General features: G+C 70.0%; 14 protein-coding genes and 1 pseudogene. 6 read left to right on the top strand and 9 right to left on the bottom strand.

What is annotated here, in order from left to right:
* Positions 1–15 precede the first annotated feature (15 nt).
* The 5 genes from ACTWQR_RS15610 to ACTWQR_RS15590 all read right to left on the bottom strand — a co-directional run bounded on the left by ACTWQR_RS15610 (position 16) and on the right by ACTWQR_RS15590 (position 3,673).
* The gene (locus ACTWQR_RS15610; RefSeq protein WP_443227646.1) at positions 16–1,242 is read right to left on the bottom strand and encodes an acyl-CoA dehydrogenase family protein; all 1,227 of its coding nucleotides are present in this window, start codon (positions 1,240–1,242) and stop codon (positions 16–18) included.
* 7 nt (positions 1,243–1,249) lie between these two features.
* Positions 1,250–2,272: a phosphotransferase family protein gene (locus ACTWQR_RS15605; protein WP_443227645.1), complete on the bottom strand. Its 1,023-nt coding sequence runs from the start codon at positions 2,270–2,272 to the stop codon at positions 1,250–1,252.
* A 219-nt stretch (positions 2,273–2,491) separates the two neighbouring features.
* The gene (locus tag ACTWQR_RS15600; protein WP_443227644.1) at positions 2,492–2,788 is read right to left on the bottom strand and encodes a hypothetical protein; all 297 of its coding nucleotides are present in this window, start codon (positions 2,786–2,788) and stop codon (positions 2,492–2,494) included.
* A gap of 157 nt (positions 2,789–2,945) precedes the next feature.
* A complete protein-coding gene (locus tag ACTWQR_RS15595) occupies positions 2,946–3,284 on the bottom strand; it encodes a DUF202 domain-containing protein (protein WP_443227643.1) in 339 nt (112 codons plus the stop codon).
* Positions 3,281–3,673 carry a YidH family protein gene (locus tag ACTWQR_RS15590; RefSeq protein WP_443227642.1) on the bottom strand — a complete coding sequence of 131 codons (393 nt, stop codon included), beginning with the start codon at positions 3,671–3,673 and terminating at the stop codon, positions 3,281–3,283. The genes ACTWQR_RS15595 and ACTWQR_RS15590 overlap by 4 nt, the downstream gene beginning before the upstream one ends.
* 670 nt (positions 3,674–4,343) lie before the next feature.
* On the opposite strand from ACTWQR_RS15590, the gene ACTWQR_RS15585 reads away from it, so the two are divergent.
* Complete coding sequence (locus ACTWQR_RS15585) at positions 4,344–5,633, top strand: citrate synthase (protein ID WP_443227641.1); 1,290 nt, start codon at positions 4,344–4,346, stop codon at positions 5,631–5,633.
* 576 nt (positions 5,634–6,209) lie between these two features.
* On the opposite strand, the gene ACTWQR_RS15580 is transcribed toward ACTWQR_RS15585, so the two are convergent.
* Both ACTWQR_RS15580 and ACTWQR_RS15575 read right to left on the bottom strand, forming a co-directional pair.
* The gene (locus ACTWQR_RS15580; protein WP_443227640.1) at positions 6,210–8,558 is read right to left on the bottom strand and encodes a heavy metal translocating P-type ATPase; all 2,349 of its coding nucleotides are present in this window, start codon (positions 8,556–8,558) and stop codon (positions 6,210–6,212) included.
* Positions 8,559–8,596: 38 nt separating this feature from the next.
* Positions 8,597–8,836 (bottom strand): heavy-metal-associated domain-containing protein, encoded by a 240-nt coding sequence (locus tag ACTWQR_RS15575; protein WP_443227639.1) that lies wholly within the window; start codon positions 8,834–8,836, stop codon positions 8,597–8,599.
* A 175-nt stretch (positions 8,837–9,011) separates the two neighbouring features.
* Between ACTWQR_RS15575 and ACTWQR_RS15570 the strand changes: the two genes are divergently transcribed.
* Positions 9,012–10,046: a zinc-dependent alcohol dehydrogenase family protein gene (locus tag ACTWQR_RS15570; RefSeq protein WP_443227638.1), complete on the top strand. Its 1,035-nt coding sequence runs from the start codon at positions 9,012–9,014 to the stop codon at positions 10,044–10,046.
* 90 nt (positions 10,047–10,136) lie between these two features.
* Here ACTWQR_RS15570 and ACTWQR_RS15565 read toward each other — a convergent pair whose 3' ends face one another.
* Both ACTWQR_RS15565 and ACTWQR_RS15560 read right to left on the bottom strand, forming a co-directional pair.
* Positions 10,137–10,346, bottom strand: coding sequence for a helix-turn-helix transcriptional regulator (locus ACTWQR_RS15565; protein WP_443227637.1), 210 nt, complete (start codon positions 10,344–10,346; stop codon positions 10,137–10,139).
* 353 nt (positions 10,347–10,699) lie between these two features.
* Complete coding sequence (locus tag ACTWQR_RS15560) at positions 10,700–11,641, bottom strand: sugar phosphate isomerase/epimerase family protein (protein WP_443227636.1); 942 nt, start codon at positions 11,639–11,641, stop codon at positions 10,700–10,702.
* Between the two features lie 123 nt (positions 11,642–11,764).
* Here ACTWQR_RS15560 and iolC point away from each other — a divergent pair, with 123 nt between their 5' ends.
* The 4 genes and pseudogenes from iolC to mmsA all read left to right on the top strand — a co-directional run bounded on the left by iolC (position 11,765) and on the right by mmsA (position 16,497).
* Entirely contained in the window at positions 11,765–12,751 is a 987-nt protein-coding gene (iolC, locus tag ACTWQR_RS15555) for a 5-dehydro-2-deoxygluconokinase (RefSeq protein ID WP_443227635.1), read from the top strand.
* 25 nt (positions 12,752–12,776) lie between these two features.
* Positions 12,777–12,953: pseudogene (locus ACTWQR_RS15550) on the top strand (5-deoxy-glucuronate isomerase); the annotation flags it as partial.
* 117 nt (positions 12,954–13,070) lie between these two features.
* Complete coding sequence (iolD, locus tag ACTWQR_RS15545; protein WP_443227634.1) at positions 13,071–14,972, top strand: 3D-(3,5/4)-trihydroxycyclohexane-1,2-dione acylhydrolase (decyclizing); 1,902 nt, start codon at positions 13,071–13,073, stop codon at positions 14,970–14,972.
* Between the two features lie 13 nt (positions 14,973–14,985).
* On the top strand, positions 14,986–16,497 hold the full coding sequence (gene mmsA / locus ACTWQR_RS15540; protein ID WP_443227633.1) for a CoA-acylating methylmalonate-semialdehyde dehydrogenase: 1,512 nt from the start codon (positions 14,986–14,988) through the stop codon (positions 16,495–16,497).
* Positions 16,498–16,514: the final 17 nt, after the last annotated feature.

The following is a 16,514-nucleotide window of genomic DNA, read 5'->3' as shown; positions in this document are numbered from 1 at the left end:
AAGACCGTTTTTCGCCTACGAGACGTACTTCTTCAGCTCCCGCCGTGCCAGCGACCGCTGATGCACCTCGTCCGGACCGTCAGCGAGTTTCAACGTCCGGGCGGTCGCCCACAGCTCGGCCAGCGGGAAGTCCTGGCTCACTCCAGCCGCCCCATGCAGCTGAATCGCTTTGTCGATGATGTCGACGACCGTGCGAGGCGTGGCGATCTTGATGGCTTGGATCTCCGCGTGGGCACCCTGGTTGCCGACGGTGTCCATCATCCAGGCCGTCTTCAGCACCAGCAGCCGCAGCTGCTCGACGGCGACCCGCGCGTCCGCGATCCAGTTGTGGACGACACCCTGCTGGGCGAGCGCCTTGCCGAAGGCGTTCCGGGACACCGCACGCCGGCACATCAGCTCGATGGCCCGCTCGGCCATGCCGATCAGCCGCATGCAGTGGTGGATACGTCCCGGCCCGAGCCGCGCCTGGGCGATGGCGAACCCGCCGCCCTCCTCGCCGATCAGATGCGAGACCGGCACGCGCGCGTGGTCGAAGACGACCTCCGCGTGCCCGCCGTGGGAGTGGTCCTCGTAGCCGTACACCTGCATGGCGCGGCGGATCTCGACACCCGGTGTGTCGCGGGGCACGAGCACCATGGACTGCTGTCGCCGGATGTCGGCGCCGTCCGGATCCGTCTTGCCCATCACGATGAAGATCTTGCAGTCCGGGTTCATGGCCCCGGAGATGTACCACTTGCGACCGCTGACGACGTACTCGTCCGTGCCGTCGGAGGCTCGCTCGATCAGCGTGGTGATGTTCGTGGCGTCGGACGAGGCCACCTCCGGCTCGGTCATCGCGAACGCCGAGCGGATCTCACCGGCCAGCAGCGGCTCCAGCCACTGCTTCTTCTGCTGCTCGTCGCCGAACTGGGCGAGCACCTCCATGTTGCCGGTGTCGGGCGCCGCGCAGTTCAGCGCGGTCGGCGCCAACTGCGGGGAGCGACCGGCGATTTCGGCGAGGGGCGCGTACTGGAGGTTCGTCAGCCCGGCCCCGTACTCGGAGTCCGGCAGGAAGAGGTTCCACAGGCCCTGACGGCGGGCCTCGGCCTTCAACTCCCCGACCACGGCCGGGGTGTCCCACGGTGACGCGAGACGGCCTCGCTGCTCCTCGGCGACGGCCTCGGCCGGATAGACGTACTCGTCCATGAAGGCGAGCAGCTTGGCCCGCAGCTCCTCGGTGCGCGCGTCGAAAGCGAAGTCCATAGTCCTGTCAGCCTTCCTGGAGAGTGGTCAGGCCGTGCGCGATGAAGACGGGGACCAGTTCGCCGATGCGGTCGAAGCCCGCGCCGACCGTCTGGCCGAGCGTGTAGCGGTAGTGGATGCCCTCCAGGATCACGGCGAGCTTGAACCAGGCGAACGCGGTGTACCAGGCCACGGCGGACACGTCGCGCCCCGAGCGCGCGGCGTACCGCTCGATCAGCTCGGCGGGCTCAGGGTGCCCGGCGGCCTCGGCGGTCGTGGAGACGGGGGAGTCGGGGGCGCCGAGCGGGATGCTGTACATCACCAGCAGCCCCAGGTCGGTGAGCGGATCACCGAGCGTGGACATCTCCCAGTCGAGGATGGCCGTGATCCGGTCCCCCTCACCGATGAGCACGTTGTCGAGCCGGTAGTCGCCGTGCACGACGGTGGCCGTGGGGGAGTGTGGCAGCTCGCGCCCGAGCGCGGCGTGCAACTCCTCGATGCCGGCCAGCTCACGGTTGCGGGAGGCGGCCAACTGCTTGCCCCAGCGCCGCAGTTGCCGGTCCAGGAAACCCTCGGGCCGCCCGAAGTCGGCGAGCCCGACCTCGGCGGGGTCCACCGCGTGCAGCTCGACCAGCGTGTCGACGAGCCCGAGCACCGCCGCCCGGGTGCGCTCAGGGCCGAGCGGCACGAGCTGCTGGGCGGTCCGGTAGGGCGTGCCCTCCACGAAGTCCATGACGTAGAACGGGGCGCCCAGCACCTCCTCGTCCTCGCACAACAAGTGCGGACGCGGCACCGGCACGGCTGTCGGATACAGCGCGCTGATCACCCGGTACTCGCGCCTCATGTCGTGGGCGGTGGCCAGTACATGGCCCAGCGGAGGCCGCCGTACGACCCACTTGTTCGCGCCGTCCGACACCGCGTACGTCAGGTTCGACCGCCCGCCCTCGATCAGTCGGCCGGTAAGGGCGTCCTGGACCAGTCCCGGCCGCTCGCTGTCGAGCAGGCCGCGCAGCCGGCCGAGATCGAGACCTGGCGGGTGGTCTGAGCTCATCGTGTATTCCTCCGTACGCCGGAATCGGATCCCTCACATGATGCCGACCGGTCGGTATGCAGTCCAGTGTGGGGGCAAAACGTGATCGTCGTCTCGGTCGCGAAGAAACCCCCGCGTCGTCGCCGACGACTCGGGGGTCCCTGGGTTCCGTGCCCGGCGGTCGTCCAGGGGGCGTTTCGACAGTCCCGTGGGTGCCGCGCGGGACTTTCGAAGCACCCCCTAGTGGTCGTCCCAGTGCCCGTCGTGCGGTGCGTGGCGGTGACCGTCATGAACGTAGTCCACGTGGTCGCCGTGCGTCACGGCCGGGTGCCCGCAGCCTTCGCCGTGTTCGTGGCCGTGCCCCTCGTGGGCGACGTGTCCGCTCGGCTCGCACTCGTCCCAGTGTCCGGAGTGCGGCCGGTGCAGATGCCCGTCGTGCGCGTAGTCGACGTGGTCGCCGTGCGTCACGGCCGGGTGCCCGCAGTCCGGGCCGTGCGTGTGGTCGTGGGCGGTGTGTTCCTGGTGGAGCGTGGTCATGGTGCTCACCTTCGGAGGCGCGGTGGGGGTGACGACGGTCAGGTTAGCGACCCAAATGCCAACATATCCGCCTAATCGGTCACGAGTGGTGTCCGAGTACCCCAGAGGGTCGATGGAGCAATGGGCGGACCGTATGTGCCCCAGACGCTCCGACCCTTCAGAAGAGGAGGGCTGCCGCACAGACCGCCAGAGCGACCGTGCAGAGGACGGCGGCACTCGCGTGCTTCGGCGTGAGCGCCGCCGGGCGGCCGCCCTCGGCCAGGGCCAGCGCGCGGATCCGGCGATGGGCGACGGTGAGAAAACCCAGCCAGAGCACACAGCACACGGCGCCCACCACGAACCCCGCCGCACTCGGCCCGCCCTGCAGAGCCGACTTCCCGGCGAGCACGGCGACCACGGTGCTCGCCAGCGTCGTACGCCGCCACGCCAGCCGCGTACGCTCCGGCTGCAGGCCGGGATCCCGGGTGGGGCCGGAGTTCTCGGCGGGCAGCGTCACCCGTCCCCCCTGACGAGCACGACCACCACCATCGCGATGGCCACGATGGCCACACCGATGCTCAGCAGCGCCGGAAAGCGGGACACCGGCAGGTCCTCACCCCTGCGCATCGCCCGCTCGCAGCGAACCCAGTGATTCACCGCTCGCAACGCGCACAGTGCGCCTGCCGCCAGTAGTCCGAGTGCCAGCCCCACGCGCCACGCCCAGCGCAGATCCGGCAGGAACTGATCCACGGCGAAGCCGCCGCCGATCAGGGCGAGTGACGTCCGTAGCCATGCCAGAAACGTGCGCTCGTTCGCCAGCGAGAACCGGTAGTCGGGGGTGCCCCCCTCTTCCTTGATCCGCTCGGGCGCGAACCACAACCGGACGTTCCGCGCGAATTCGATCACGCCGAGACCTTACCGGGGTGCCTTGGGCCGGTTCGTATGGTGCAGGTCGTAAGCGGCTGGTCGCGCAGTTCCCGCGCCCCTGAAAGAGCACCCTCAGGCCGGTTCGTACATGCGGGCCATCAGTGGCTGGTCGCGCATTTCCCCGCGGCCTAAAGGGGCGTCAGCCCCCACCGGCCGGCACCCGGCCTCCGGCGTGAGGGGACGTGCCGGGGCGTCCGAGCGCCGCGCTTCCCGGCCAACCCGACTACCTCAGAGTGGCGCTCGGATGTCCCGGCACGTCCCCGACCCCCCACACACCCCAGGGGCGCGGGGAACTGCGCGCCCAGCCCCCACCACCCCGCACCCAAAAGACCGCCCCACCGCCGGAGGCACCCGCACCCGAACAACCACCCAACCGCCGGAGGCACCCGCACCCGAACAACCACCCAACCGCCCCACCGCCGGAGGCATCCGTCCGCAACGTGAAAAATGATCGATCAAATGAGTCGTAAAGGTCACACAGCCCTTTCGGAACCAGGGCGAAGAGGGGCAGGATGAACAGATTGGCGGCACTGAGTGCCGCCAATAGGCCCAATGGTCGACCCCGAGTGCACTCTCCTGCGCCAAATGGGGGATGGTAGAGACAGTCAGGGCACCTCGAAGAAGAGGCACAACGTCGGTGAGGGATGACGTGAGCGACAACTCTGTAGTACTGCGGTACGGCGACGGCGAGTACACCTACCCGGTGATCGACAGCACCGTCGGCGACAAGGGCTTCGACATCGGGAAGCTCCGCGCCCATACCGGTCTGGTGACGCTGGACAGCGGTTACGGGAACACCGCCGCCTATAAATCCGCCGTCACCTACCTCGACGGTGAGCAGGGCATCCTCCGCTACCGCGGCTACCCGATCGAGCAGCTGGCCGAGCGCTCCACCTTCCTTGAGGTGGCCTCCCTGCTGATCAACGGCGAGCTGCCCACGGTCGACGAGCTCTCCACCTTCAAGAACGAGATCACGCAGCACACCCTGCTGCACGAGGACGTCAAGCGGTTCTACCAGGGCTTCCCGCGTGACGCCCACCCGATGGCCATGCTGTCGTCGGTGGTTTCCGCGCTGTCGACGTTCTACCAGGACAGCCACAACCCGTTCGACGAGAAGCAGCGCCACCTTTCGACGATCCGCCTCCTCGCCAAGCTTCCGACGATCGCCGCGTACGCGTACAAGAAGTCGATCGGCCACCCCTTCGTCTACCCGCGCAACGACCTCGGGTACGTCGAGAACTTCCTGCGCATGACCTTCTCGGTCCCGGCGCAGGAGTACGACCTCGACCCGGTCGTCGTCTCCGCGCTCGACAAGCTGCTCATCCTGCACGCGGACCACGAGCAGAACTGTTCGACCTCCACCGTGCGTCTGGTCGGCTCGTCGCAGGCGAACATGTTCGCCTCGATCTCCGCCGGCATCAGCGCACTCTGGGGCCCGCTGCACGGCGGCGCCAACCAGTCGGTCCTGGAGATGCTCGAGGGCATCAAGACCAACGGTGGCGACGTCGACTCCTTCATCCGCAAGGTGAAGAACAAGGAGGACGGCGTCCGCCTGATGGGCTTCGGCCACCGGGTGTACAAGTCCTTCGACCCGCGCGCGAAGATCATCAAGGCCGCCGCGCACGACGTCCTCTCGGCTCTCGGCAAGTCCGACGAGTTGCTGGACATCGCGCTCAAGCTGGAGGAGCACGCGCTCTCCGACGACTACTTCGTCTCGCGCAACCTCTATCCGAACGTGGACTTCTACACCGGCTTGATCTACCGGGCCATGGGCTTCCCGACCGAGATGTTCACGGTCCTGTTCGCCCTCGGCCGCCTGCCGGGCTGGATCGCCCAGTGGCACGAGATGATCAAGGAGCCGGGTTCGCGTATCGGCCGCCCGCGCCAGATCTACACGGGCGAGGTCCTCCGAGACTTCGTCCCGGTCGAGCAGCGCTAGCACCGCTCCCGCGACCTACGGCGCCCTACAGCCAGTGCGCCGAAGGGGCGCCCCAGAGGCGAACCGAGCTCAAAAATAAAGCGAGAAGGCGCCCCGCTGCCGGTCCCCCCACGGGCCGGAGTCGGGGCGCCTTCCCATGTCCCGGTGCGGATTCCCCCCACGGGATCCGGCCGGGCGCCTGAAGGCAGCGCCTGAATCGCTGCGAGCAAAACGAGCGTAACGAGCAAAAGCCCGTGTACCGCGGTGCGGTCTGCCGGGACGCGTACGTACGGGAGGGCCGCTCAAAGCTCCCCGGTGTACGTGCCCCGGCAACGCAATTCCGAGAACGTCCCCCAAGACGTCCTCAGATGTCGGAAACGCCCCCCAAGACGTTTCCAGCATCGTCAATCTAGACTCACGAACCCCTTCGATGGTTACGTTCACATCACTGTGATCTGCGTCTCTTGCATATGCCCTGAAGATACGCAAGAGCCCCGATATGCCGGGGGGAGCCCAAGCGTAAGGATGATGCGCGAGCCTTGTGAAGAGCTTATGTGAAGGGACGCGTCGGACTCTAGGGGGACTCTTACGTCTTCGTCACGAAAATGCCCTCAGGCGAAGGCTGTTCGTAACCACGAACACGGAGGAGAAGGCCATGGCGGCCCCGGCGATCATCGGGTTCAGCAGTCCCGCCGCGGCGAGCGGCAGTGCCGCCACGTTGTAGCCGAAGGCCCAGACGAGGTTGCCCTTGATCGTGGAGAGGGTTTTGCGCGACAGGCGGATCGCGTCCGCGGCCACCCGCAGATCCCCCCGTACGAGCGTCAGGTCGCTCGCCTCGATCGCCGCGTCCGTGCCCGTGCCCATGGCCAGGCCCAGATCGGCGGTGGCGAGTGCGGCCGCGTCGTTGACGCCGTCGCCGACCATCGCCACGGCCCGGCCCTCGGCCTGCAACCTTTTGACGACATCGACCTTGTCCTTGGGCAGCACCTCGGCGATCACGTGGGCCGTGTCGATGCCGACGGAGCGGGCCACGGACTCGGCCACCGTCCGGTTGTCGCCGGTCAGCAGGACGGGCGTGAGCCCCAGGGCGCGCAGCGCGCGGACCGCCTCCGCGCTGGTCTCCTTGACCGCGTCGGCGACGGTCACGACACCGCGTGCCACCCCGTCCCAGGCGACGGCCACGGCGGTACGTCCCTCCTCCTCGGCCCGCGTCTTCAGCGCGACCAGATCGTCGGGCAGCGCGATCCCGGCCTCTTCGAGGAGGCGGGCGCGTCCGACCAGTACCTCGTGGCCCTCGACCGTGCCGCGGACGCCGAGGCCGGCCACGTTCTCGAAGCCGTTCACCGGGGGCAGGGTCCCGGCCCTCCCCCAGCCTTCGGCCGGGGGGACCCCCATCTCGCCTCGCTCCTCCGCGCCCGCCGCCACCGCCTGGGCGATCGGGTGCTCGGAGGCGTGCTCCAGGGCGCCCGCGAGCCGCAGTACCTGCTTCTCGTCGGTGCCGTCGGCCGCGTACACCTCCTGGAGGGTCATGCGACCGGTGGTGACCGTTCCGGTCTTGTCCAGGACCACCGTGTCGACGCGGCGCGTGGACTCCAGGACCTCGGGGCCCTTGATGAGGATGCCGAGCTGGGCGCCGCGGCCCGTGCCGACCATGAGCGCGGTCGGGGTGGCGAGGCCCAGGGCGCACGGGCAGGCGATGATCAGCACGGCGACGGCCGCGGTGAACGCGGAGGCCGTTTCGCCGGTGGCGCCGAGCCAGCCGGCGAACGTAGCGACCGCGATCAGCAGCACGACGGGGACGAAGATCCCGGATATCCGGTCGGCGAGGCGCTGCACCTCGGCCTTGCCGTTCTGCGCGTCCTCCACGAGCCGTGCCATGCGCGCGAGTCGGGTGTCCGCGCCGATCCGGGTCGCCTCGACGAGGAGGCGCCCGCCGGCGTTCACGGTCGCCCCTGTGACGGAGTCCCCGACGGTCACGTCCACCGGCACCGACTCGCCGGTCAGCATGGACGCGTCGACCGCCGAGGAGCCCTCCACGACGGTGCCGTCGGTGGCGACCTTCTCGCCGGGGCGTACGACGAAGCGGTCGCCCACGGAAAGCCGGTCCACCGGAATGCGTACCTCACGGCCGGCTCGTACGACGGAGACGTCCTTGGCGCCCAGTTCCATCAGCGCACGCAGCGCCGCTCCCGCGCGCCGCTTGGAGCGGGCCTCCAGGTAGCGGCCGAGGAGGATGAACGTGACGACGCCCGCGGCGACTTCGAGGTAGATCGCCGACGCGCCTTCCGTGCGCGAGACGGTGAACTCGAAGCTGTGCCGCATGCCCGTCATTCCGGCGTGCCCGAAGAAGAGCGCCCACAGGGACCAGCCGAACGCGGCGAGCGTGCCGATGGAGATGAGCGTGTCCATGGTGGCCGCGCCGTGCCGGGCGTTCGTGAAGGCCGCCCGGTGGAAGGGCAGCCCGCCCCAGACGACTACGGGCGCGGCGAGTGTCAGGGTGAGCCACTGCCAGTTGTCGAACTGGAGCGCCGGGATCATCGACAGCAGGACGACGGGGACGGCGAGGAGCGCGGAGACGGTGAGACGCTCGCGCAGGGAGGTCAGTTCGGGGTCTTCAGTCGCCTCGGCGGCGGCTTCGGCTCCGGTTGTGGCTTCCGGCGTCTCCGTCCGCGGGGGCGGGGGCTCCTCGGCCGTGTAGCCCGTCTTCACCACCGTGGCGATCAGGTCGGTGATCTGTACGCCTTCGGGGTAGGCGACCTTCGCCTTCTCCGTCGCGTAGTTCACCGTGGCGGTCACGCCGTCCATGCGGTTGAGCTTCTTCTCGACGCGGGCCGCGCAGGAGGCGCAGGTCATCCCGCCGATGGTCAGCTCGACTTCCGAGACCGTGCCTATCGGTGACTCTGCGGGCTCGGCGGACTCCGCCGACTCCGCGGTGGTGCTGGTCATGTGTCCGTGCTCCAGAGGAAGACGTGCCCGCGCGCTGCTCAGGCCTTGCCGGCGAGCTCGAAACCGGCCTCGTCCACGGCGGCGCGTACGGCCTCCTCGTCGAGCGGAGCGGTGGAGACCACGGTGACCCGGCCGGTGGAGGCGACGGCCTTCACCGAGGTGACACCGGCGATCCCGGAGATCTCACCGGAGACCGAGCCTTCGCAGTGCCCGCAGCTCATGCCACTCACCTGGTAGACGGTGGTGAGGGTGCCCGGGGTGTCGATCTGGGCGGTCATGTCGTTGCTCCTCTGTGGTGGCGTGTGGGGCTTGCGTGGCCCAGGAGAGGCTCACAGAACCTCACGCTATACCCCCTCGGGGTACTTCTCCAAGAGGGGTCCGGATGAGTCAGGTCACGGCACGCGGCTAGCGTTCGGTCCGGAAGGGCGATCTTCGGACTGAGGGGCGAGGCGCATGCGGGCAGTCGTGTTCGAGCGGTACGGGGAGCCTGCCGAGGTGCGGGACGTGCCGGATCCGGTGCCGGCGCCGCATGGCGTGGTGGTGCGGGTGGAGGCCACCGGGTTGTGCCGCAGCGACTGGCACGGTTGGCAGGGGCACGACCCGGACATCACGCTGCCGCACGTACCCGGACACGAACTCGCCGGGACCGTCGAGGCGGTCGGCGGCCTGGTGACCGGCTGGCGGCCCGGAGATCGTGTCACCGTGCCCTTCGTGTGCGCCTGCGGAAGCTGTGCCTCGTGTGCGGCGGGCGATCAGCAGGTGTGTGAGCGGCAGACCCAGCCCGGGTTCACGCACTGGGGGTCCTTCGCGGAGTACGTCGCCCTGGATCACGCCGACGTGAACCTCGTCGCCGTGGCGGACGAGCTGTCCTTCGGGACGGCGGCCTCGCTGGGATGCCGTTTCGCCACGGCCTTCCGCGCGGTGGTCGCTCAGGGGCGGGTGGCGCCGGGGGAGTGGGTGGCCGTGCACGGGTGCGGGGGCGTCGGGCTGTCCGCCGTGATGATCGCGGCGGCTGCCGGGGCGCGGGTCGTCGCGGTCGATCTCTCGCCGCGGGCGCTGGACCTGGCGCGGAAGTTCGGGGCGGCGGAGTGCGTGGACGCGTCGGCGGGCGGGGGCGCGGCGGAGGCTGTTCGGGAGTTGACCGGCGGCGGAGCCCATCTCTCGCTCGACGCCCTCGGTTCCCCGGTCACCTGCGCGGCCTCGGTGAACGGCCTGCGCCGCCGGGGCCGGCACGTACAGGTCGGTCTGCTCCCTCAGGACCCCGTGCTGCCGATGGCCCGCGTCATCGGCCTCGAACTCGAACTCCTCGGCAGTCACGGCATGCCCGCCCACGCGTATCCGCCGATGCTGGAGTCGGTACGGGCCGGGGTGCTGCGGCCCGACCTGCTGGTGACGTCCACCATCCCCCTGGACGAGGCCCCCGCCGCGCTGGCGGCGATGGGGACGGCACCGGGGGCGGGAGTGACCGTCATCGAGCCGTGGCGGTGATCTGCCGATGCGAGGGTCCCGCATGGACGCCGTGTGAGGGTCCCCGCACGTCCGCCGTGTGAGGACCCGCTGGTGTGCCGTGCGCGGGGCTCAGCCGTCCCTGCGGCGCCTGCGACCCCTGTTGCCGGGGCGGGAGGCGACCCAGGTGCGGACGGTGTCGGCGTACCAGTAGGGCTTGCCGCTCTCCACGTGGTCGGGCGGGGGCAGCAGCCCGTGTTTGCGGTAGGACCGCACGGTGTCCGGCTGCACTTTGATGTGCGCCGCGATCTCCTTGTAGGACCAGAGCCTTCGGTCGGTCATCCGTAGCACCTCCCCGCGCGCGCCACGGCGTCGGCCGAGGGGCGGCCGTCGGGGGAGCCGGGCGCTGCGCTGGCGATCACAAGCCTGTGTACCGGTGAACGACACAGCGTGACGGTGAGGTAGTGGCTGTCGCCCGGGTGTGACGCGGTGTCCGCGTACACGCGACATGTGTGACAGAAAGAGGTTCTTTGTGACACGAGTGACGCATTACTCACCGGAGGGGGCGCACAACCTTGGCGGCCGGGGGCGCCCCTCTAGGGGCGCGGGGAACTGCGCGCCCAGCCCCCACCAACCCGCACACACCAACCGTCCCCAGACACCCCGCATCCACACGGCTCAACCCAGCGGAGCGCTCACGCCCCGCAAGACCTCAAGAAGGACCGCGTCCGCCGCGCGATAGGCAGCGGCTTGTCCGGCTCGCACGGATACATGTCCTGCTCGACGATGGCGAACAACTCCACGCCCAGGCCCTGCGCGGCAGCGAGCACGGGCTCCAACGCCGGCACGCCGGACGGCGGTTCGCACATCACACCGCGGGCCACCGCCGGGCCGAAGGGGATCTCGTTCGCGCGGACCTCGGCGAGGATCGCGGGGTCCACCTGCTTGAGGTGGAGGTATCCGATCCGCTCCCCGTACGTCTCGATGAGCTTGACGTTGTCACCGCCGCAGTAGGCGTAGTGACCGGTGTCCAGGCACAGCGAAACCAACGACGAGTCCGTGCCGTCGAGGAAACGGGTCACGTTCTCCTCGCTGTCGATGTGGGTGTCCGCGTGCGGGTGGACGACGATTTTCAGCCCGTAGCGCTCGCGCACCTCGCGCCCGAGCCGCTCGGTCTGCGTGGTGAGCTGACGCCACTGCTCGGCGGTGAGCGTGTCCGGCTCCAGTACCTCGCCCGTCTTGTCGTCGCGCCAGAACGACGGGATGACCACGAGGTGCTCGGCGCCCATCGCCTGCGTGAGGGCGGCGATGTCGGAGACGTGCGCCCACGTGGCGTCCCACACGTCCGGGCCGCGGTGCAGGCCGGTGAAGACCGTGCCCGCCGAGACCTTCAGGTTCCGGCGCGCGGTCTCGTCCGCGAGGACGGCCGGATCGCTCGGCAGATAGCCGTACGGGCCCAGCTCGATCCACTCGTATCCGGACTCGGCGACCTCGTCGAGGAAGCGCTGCCAGGGGACCTGCTGAGGGTCGTCCGGGAACCACACGCCCCAGGAGTCGGGAGCCGAACCGATCCGGATGCGCGACAGTGAGGACGGAGCCGATGACTGAGGCGATGACTGAGGTGACAACGACGACATGAGCGCCAGCTTCGGGGCCGCCCGGGAAGGGTGTCAAGGCCTGGTCCGAATGTCCGGACAACCAATTGACAGGGCTCTGGAAACGCGACTAGACCTGGGGGCAGCCGATACGAAGGGAAGTCGATGGCCGAGTCCGCGGAGTCCAGCGCGTACGACCTCATCACCATGGGGCGGATCGGCGTGGACCTCTACCCGCTGCAGACCGGGGTCCCGCTCCCGCAGGTGACGTCCTTCGGGAAGTTCCTGGGTGGCTCGGCGACCAACGTGGCGGTCGCGGCGGCTCGGCTCGGGCGGCGTACGGCCGTGGTGACGCGTACCGGCGACGACCCCTTCGGGACGTATCTGCACGAGGCGCTGCGGGACTTCGGGGTCGACGACCGCTGGGTGACGCCGGTGGCCGGGCTGCCGACGCCGGTCACGTTCTGCGAGGTGTTCCCACCGGACGACTTCCCGCTGTACTTCTACCGGCAGCCGAAGGCCCCGGACCTGGAGATCGACGCGCACGAACTGGACCTGGACGCCATCCGCGAGGCTCGTGTCTTCTGGGTCACGGGCACCGGCCTGAGCGAGGAGCCCAGCCGCACGGCGACGCTCGCGGCGCTGGCCCACCGGGCCAAGTCCGGTACGACGATCTTCGACCTGGACTGGCGTCCCGCTTTTTGGAAAGACACGGCCTGGCAGGAGCCTGCGGCCGCCCGGTCCTTCTACGCCGAGGCCCTCCGCCACACCACGGTCGCCGTCGGCAACCTCGACGAGGTGGAGGTCGCGACGGGGGAGCGGGAGCCGTACGCCGCCGCCCGCGCCCTCCTCGACGCGGGCGTGGAGCTCGCCGTGGTCAAGCAGGGCCCCAAGGGCGTCCTGGCCGTGCACAGGAACGGCGACTCGGCGGAGGTCCCCCCGCTCCCGGTGAAGGTCCTCAACGGCCTCGGCGCCGGCGACGCCTTCGGCGGCTCCCTCTGCCACGGCCTCCTCGCCGGCTGGGACCTGGAGCGCACCATGCGCCACGCCAACGCCGCGGGCGCCATCGTCGCGTCCCGCCTGGAGTGCTCCTCCGCGATGCCGACTTCTCCCGAGGTCGAGCAGGCTCTGAAGGCGGGAGCGGTGCTGTGAGGGCGAAGAGGGCAAAGTTCCTGAAATCCTGGGTGGGAAGAGCGTATTCGGCGGAGCCGGAATCACCGGCTTCGCGTACACGCCCCGCGACGCCCGGGTACAGATCGCCTCCGGCGCGGGAGACCGCTTCGCCCTGGCAGGAGCGAAGTGCGAGCGACGACTCCCCGCCCGCTACGGCCCCGCGCCGGAGGTTCCCACCAAGTGACCGGGCGGGCCACAGAGACGAACGGGTCGCGGAGACGTATGAGAGTGGCGGATCCGCTTCCACCCGGGACACGTAGAAAGCCCCGGAACACGCAGAAAGCACAGAGGGCCATCGATGACAGAGCCGAAGACGTCAACGGCGACGACAAGGCTGACGGTCGCGCAGGCGCTGGTGCGGTTCCTCGCCGCCCAGTACACGGAACGCGACGGCGTACGACGCCGCCTGATCGGCGCCACCTGGGGCATCTTCGGACACGGCAACGTCGCCGGGCTGGGGCAGGCGCTCGTCGAGTACGGCGACGAGATGCCGTACCACCAGGGCCGCAACGAGCAGTCCATGGTGCACGCGGCGGTCGGCTACGCCCGCCAGTCCGACCGCCTCTCCGCGCACGCCGTCACGACCTCCATCGGACCGGGCGCGACGAACCTGGTCACGGGCGCCGCCCTCGCGACCATCAACCACCTCCCGGTCCTCCTCCTGCCCGGTGACGTCTTCGCGACCCGTCCCGCCGACCCGGTCCTCCAGCAGCTCGAAGTCCCGTACGCGGGCGACGTGTCGGTCAACGACTGTCTGCGCCCGGTGTCGAAGTACTTCGACCGGGTCACCCGCCCCGAGGCCCTGATCCCGGCCGCCCTCCAGGCGATGCGCGTGCTCACCGACCCGGTCGAGACCGGCGCCGTCACGCTCGCGCTGCCGCAGGACGTGCAGGCGGAGGCGTACGACTGGCCGGAGGAGTTCTTCGCCGAGCGCGTCTGGGTGGTCCGCCGTCCCGGCGCCGACCCGGAGGAGCTGGCCGCCGCCGTCAGGGCCGTACGGGACGCCCGGCGCCCTCTGGTCGTCGCGGGCGGCGGAGTCCACCACAGCGAGGCCGAGGGCGCGCTGAAGGAGTTCGCCGACCTCACCCGCATCCCGGTCGCCTCGACGCAGGCCGGCAAGGGCTCCCTCGCCTGGGACCACCCGGCCGACGTCGGCGGCATCGGGCACACCGGCACCGCGACCGCCTGCGAACTCGCCCGCACGGCCGACCTGGTGATCGGCGTCGGCACCCGCTACACCGACTTCACCACCGCCTCCGGCACCCTCTTCGCCGCCCAGGGCGTGCGCTTCCTGAACCTCAACATCGCGCCCTTCGACGGCCACAAGCTCTCCGGGCAGCCGCTGGTCGCCGATGCCCGCACGGGACTCGAGGCGCTCACCCAGGCCCTCTCGATGCACGGCCACCGCGCCGAACCCGCGTACGTCACCGAGTACACGGACGACAAGGAGCGCTGGGAGTACCGCGTCGACGCCGCCTACGAGGCGGAGGACCTGGACATCCGGCCCACCCAGCCCCAGGTCCTCGGCCTGCTCGACGAGCTGGTCACCGGCGACGACATCCTGATCAACGCGGCCGGTTCCCTCCCCGGCGACCTGCACAAACTCTGGCGCACCCGGTCCCGGGACCAGTACCACGTCGAGTACGGCTACTCCTGCATGGGCTACGAGATCCCGGCCGCGATCGGCGTACGGCTCGCCGCGCCCGAACGTCCCGTCTGGGCGCTGGTCGGCGACGGCACGTACCTGATGATGCCGACCGAGATCGTCACCGCCGTCCAGGAGGGGATCGCGATCAAGGTCGTGATCCTGCAGAACCACGGATACGCGTCCATCGGCGGCCTCTCCGAGACGGTGGGCGCCGAGCGGTTCGGCACCGCGTACCGCCACCGGTCCGAGGACGGTACGTACACGGGGCGGCCGCTGCCCGTCGACCTCGCCGCCAACGCGGCCAGCCTGGGCATGCGGGTCCTGCGCGCGAAGACGGTCCGCGATCTGCGGGCGGCGCTGGCCGAGGCGCGGGCGGCCGACACTCCCACATGTGTCTACGTGGAGACCGAAACGGCAGACAGAGTGTCGGGCGCGCCCCCGGCCCAGGCCTGGTGGGATGTTCCTGTGGCCGAGACCGCGACCCGACCGTCGGCGGTCAAGGCGCGCGACGAGTACGACCGGCGCGTTGCCACCCGACGCCGCCATCTGTGAGGGAGTTTCAGGCATGACGAAGATCGTCAACCACTGGATCGGCGGCAAGCTCGTCGAAGGCGCCGCGGGCGCGTCGGGTATGTACGGTCCGGTCACCGACCCGGCGACCGGCGCCGTCACCACGAAGGTCCCCTTCGCGACCGTGGAGGAGGTCGACGCCGCCGTCGCCGCCGCGAAGGACGCCTACGCGACCTGGGGCACCTCGTCGCTGGCCAAGCGATCCACGATCCTCTTCAAGTTCCGCGCGCTCCTCGACGCCCACCGCGACGAGATCGCCGAGCTGATCACCGCCGAGCACGGCAAGGTCCACTCGGACGCGCTCGGCGAGGTCGCGCGCGGCCTGGAGATCGTCGACCTGGCGTGCGGGATCACCGTGCAGCTGAAGGGCGAGCTGTCGACCGAGGTGGCGTCGAGGGTCGACGTGGCCTCGATCCGCCAGCCGCTCGGGGTCGTCGCGGGCATCACGCCGTTCAACTTCCCTGCCATGGTGCCGATGTGGATGTTCCCGCTGGCCATCGCCTGCGGCAACACCTTCGTGCTGAAGCCGAGCGAGAAGGACCCGTCGGCGTCCGTCAGGCTCGCGGAGCTGTTCGCGGAGGCCGGACTGCCGGACGGCGTGCTGAACGTCGTCCACGGCGACAAGGTGGCCGTCGACCGGCTGCTCGCGCACCCGGATGTGAAGGCCGTGTCCTTCGTGGGCTCCACGCCGATCGCCCGCTACATCCACACCACGGCCTCCGCGAACGGCAAGCGAGTACAGGCCCTCGGCGGCGCCAAGAACCACATGCTGGTCCTGCCGGACGCCGACCTGGACGCGGCGGCGGACGCGGCCGTGTCCGCGGCCTACGGCTCGGCGGGCGAGCGCTGCATGGCCATCTCGGCCGTCGTCGCGGTGGGCGCCATCGGCGATGAGCTGGTCGAGAAGATCCGCGAGCGCGCCGAGAAGATCAAGATCGGTCCGGGCAACGACCCGACGTCCGAGATGGGCCCGCTCATCACGGCCGCCCACCGCGACAAGGTGGCGTCCTACGTGACGGGCGCGGCGGCGCAGGGCTCGGAGGTCGTCCTCGACGGCACCGGCTACACGGTCGAGGGCTACGAGGACGGCCACTGGATCGGGCTCTCGCTGCTCGACAAGGTGCCGACCGACTCGGACGCGTACAAGGACGAGATCTTCGGCCCGGTGCTGTGCGTGCTGCGCGTCGACACGTACGACGAGGGCGTGGCGCTGATCAACGGGTCGCCCTTCGGCAACGGCACCGCGATCTTCACCCGGGACGGCGGCGCCGCCCGCCGCTTCCAGTTGGAGATCGAGGCGGGCATGGTCGGCGTGAACGTGCCGATCCCGGTGCCGGTGGGCTACCACTCCTTCGGCGGCTGGAAGGACTCCCTCTTCGGAGACCACCACATCTACGGCAACGACGGCACGCACTTCTACACCCGCGGCAAGGTCGTCACGACCCGCTGGCCGGACCCGTCCGAGGCACCGACGGGCGTGGACCTGGGCTTCCCGCGCAACCACTGAGACGCGACCACAGACTT

It is taken from the genome of Streptomyces sp. 2A115 (assembly GCF_052245575.1).
In the GTDB taxonomy this organism is placed as follows: domain Bacteria; phylum Actinomycetota; class Actinomycetes; order Streptomycetales; family Streptomycetaceae; genus Streptomyces.
Note: the sequence above shows the minus strand (reverse complement) of the source record. Positions and strands in the feature narration are given on the sequence as shown.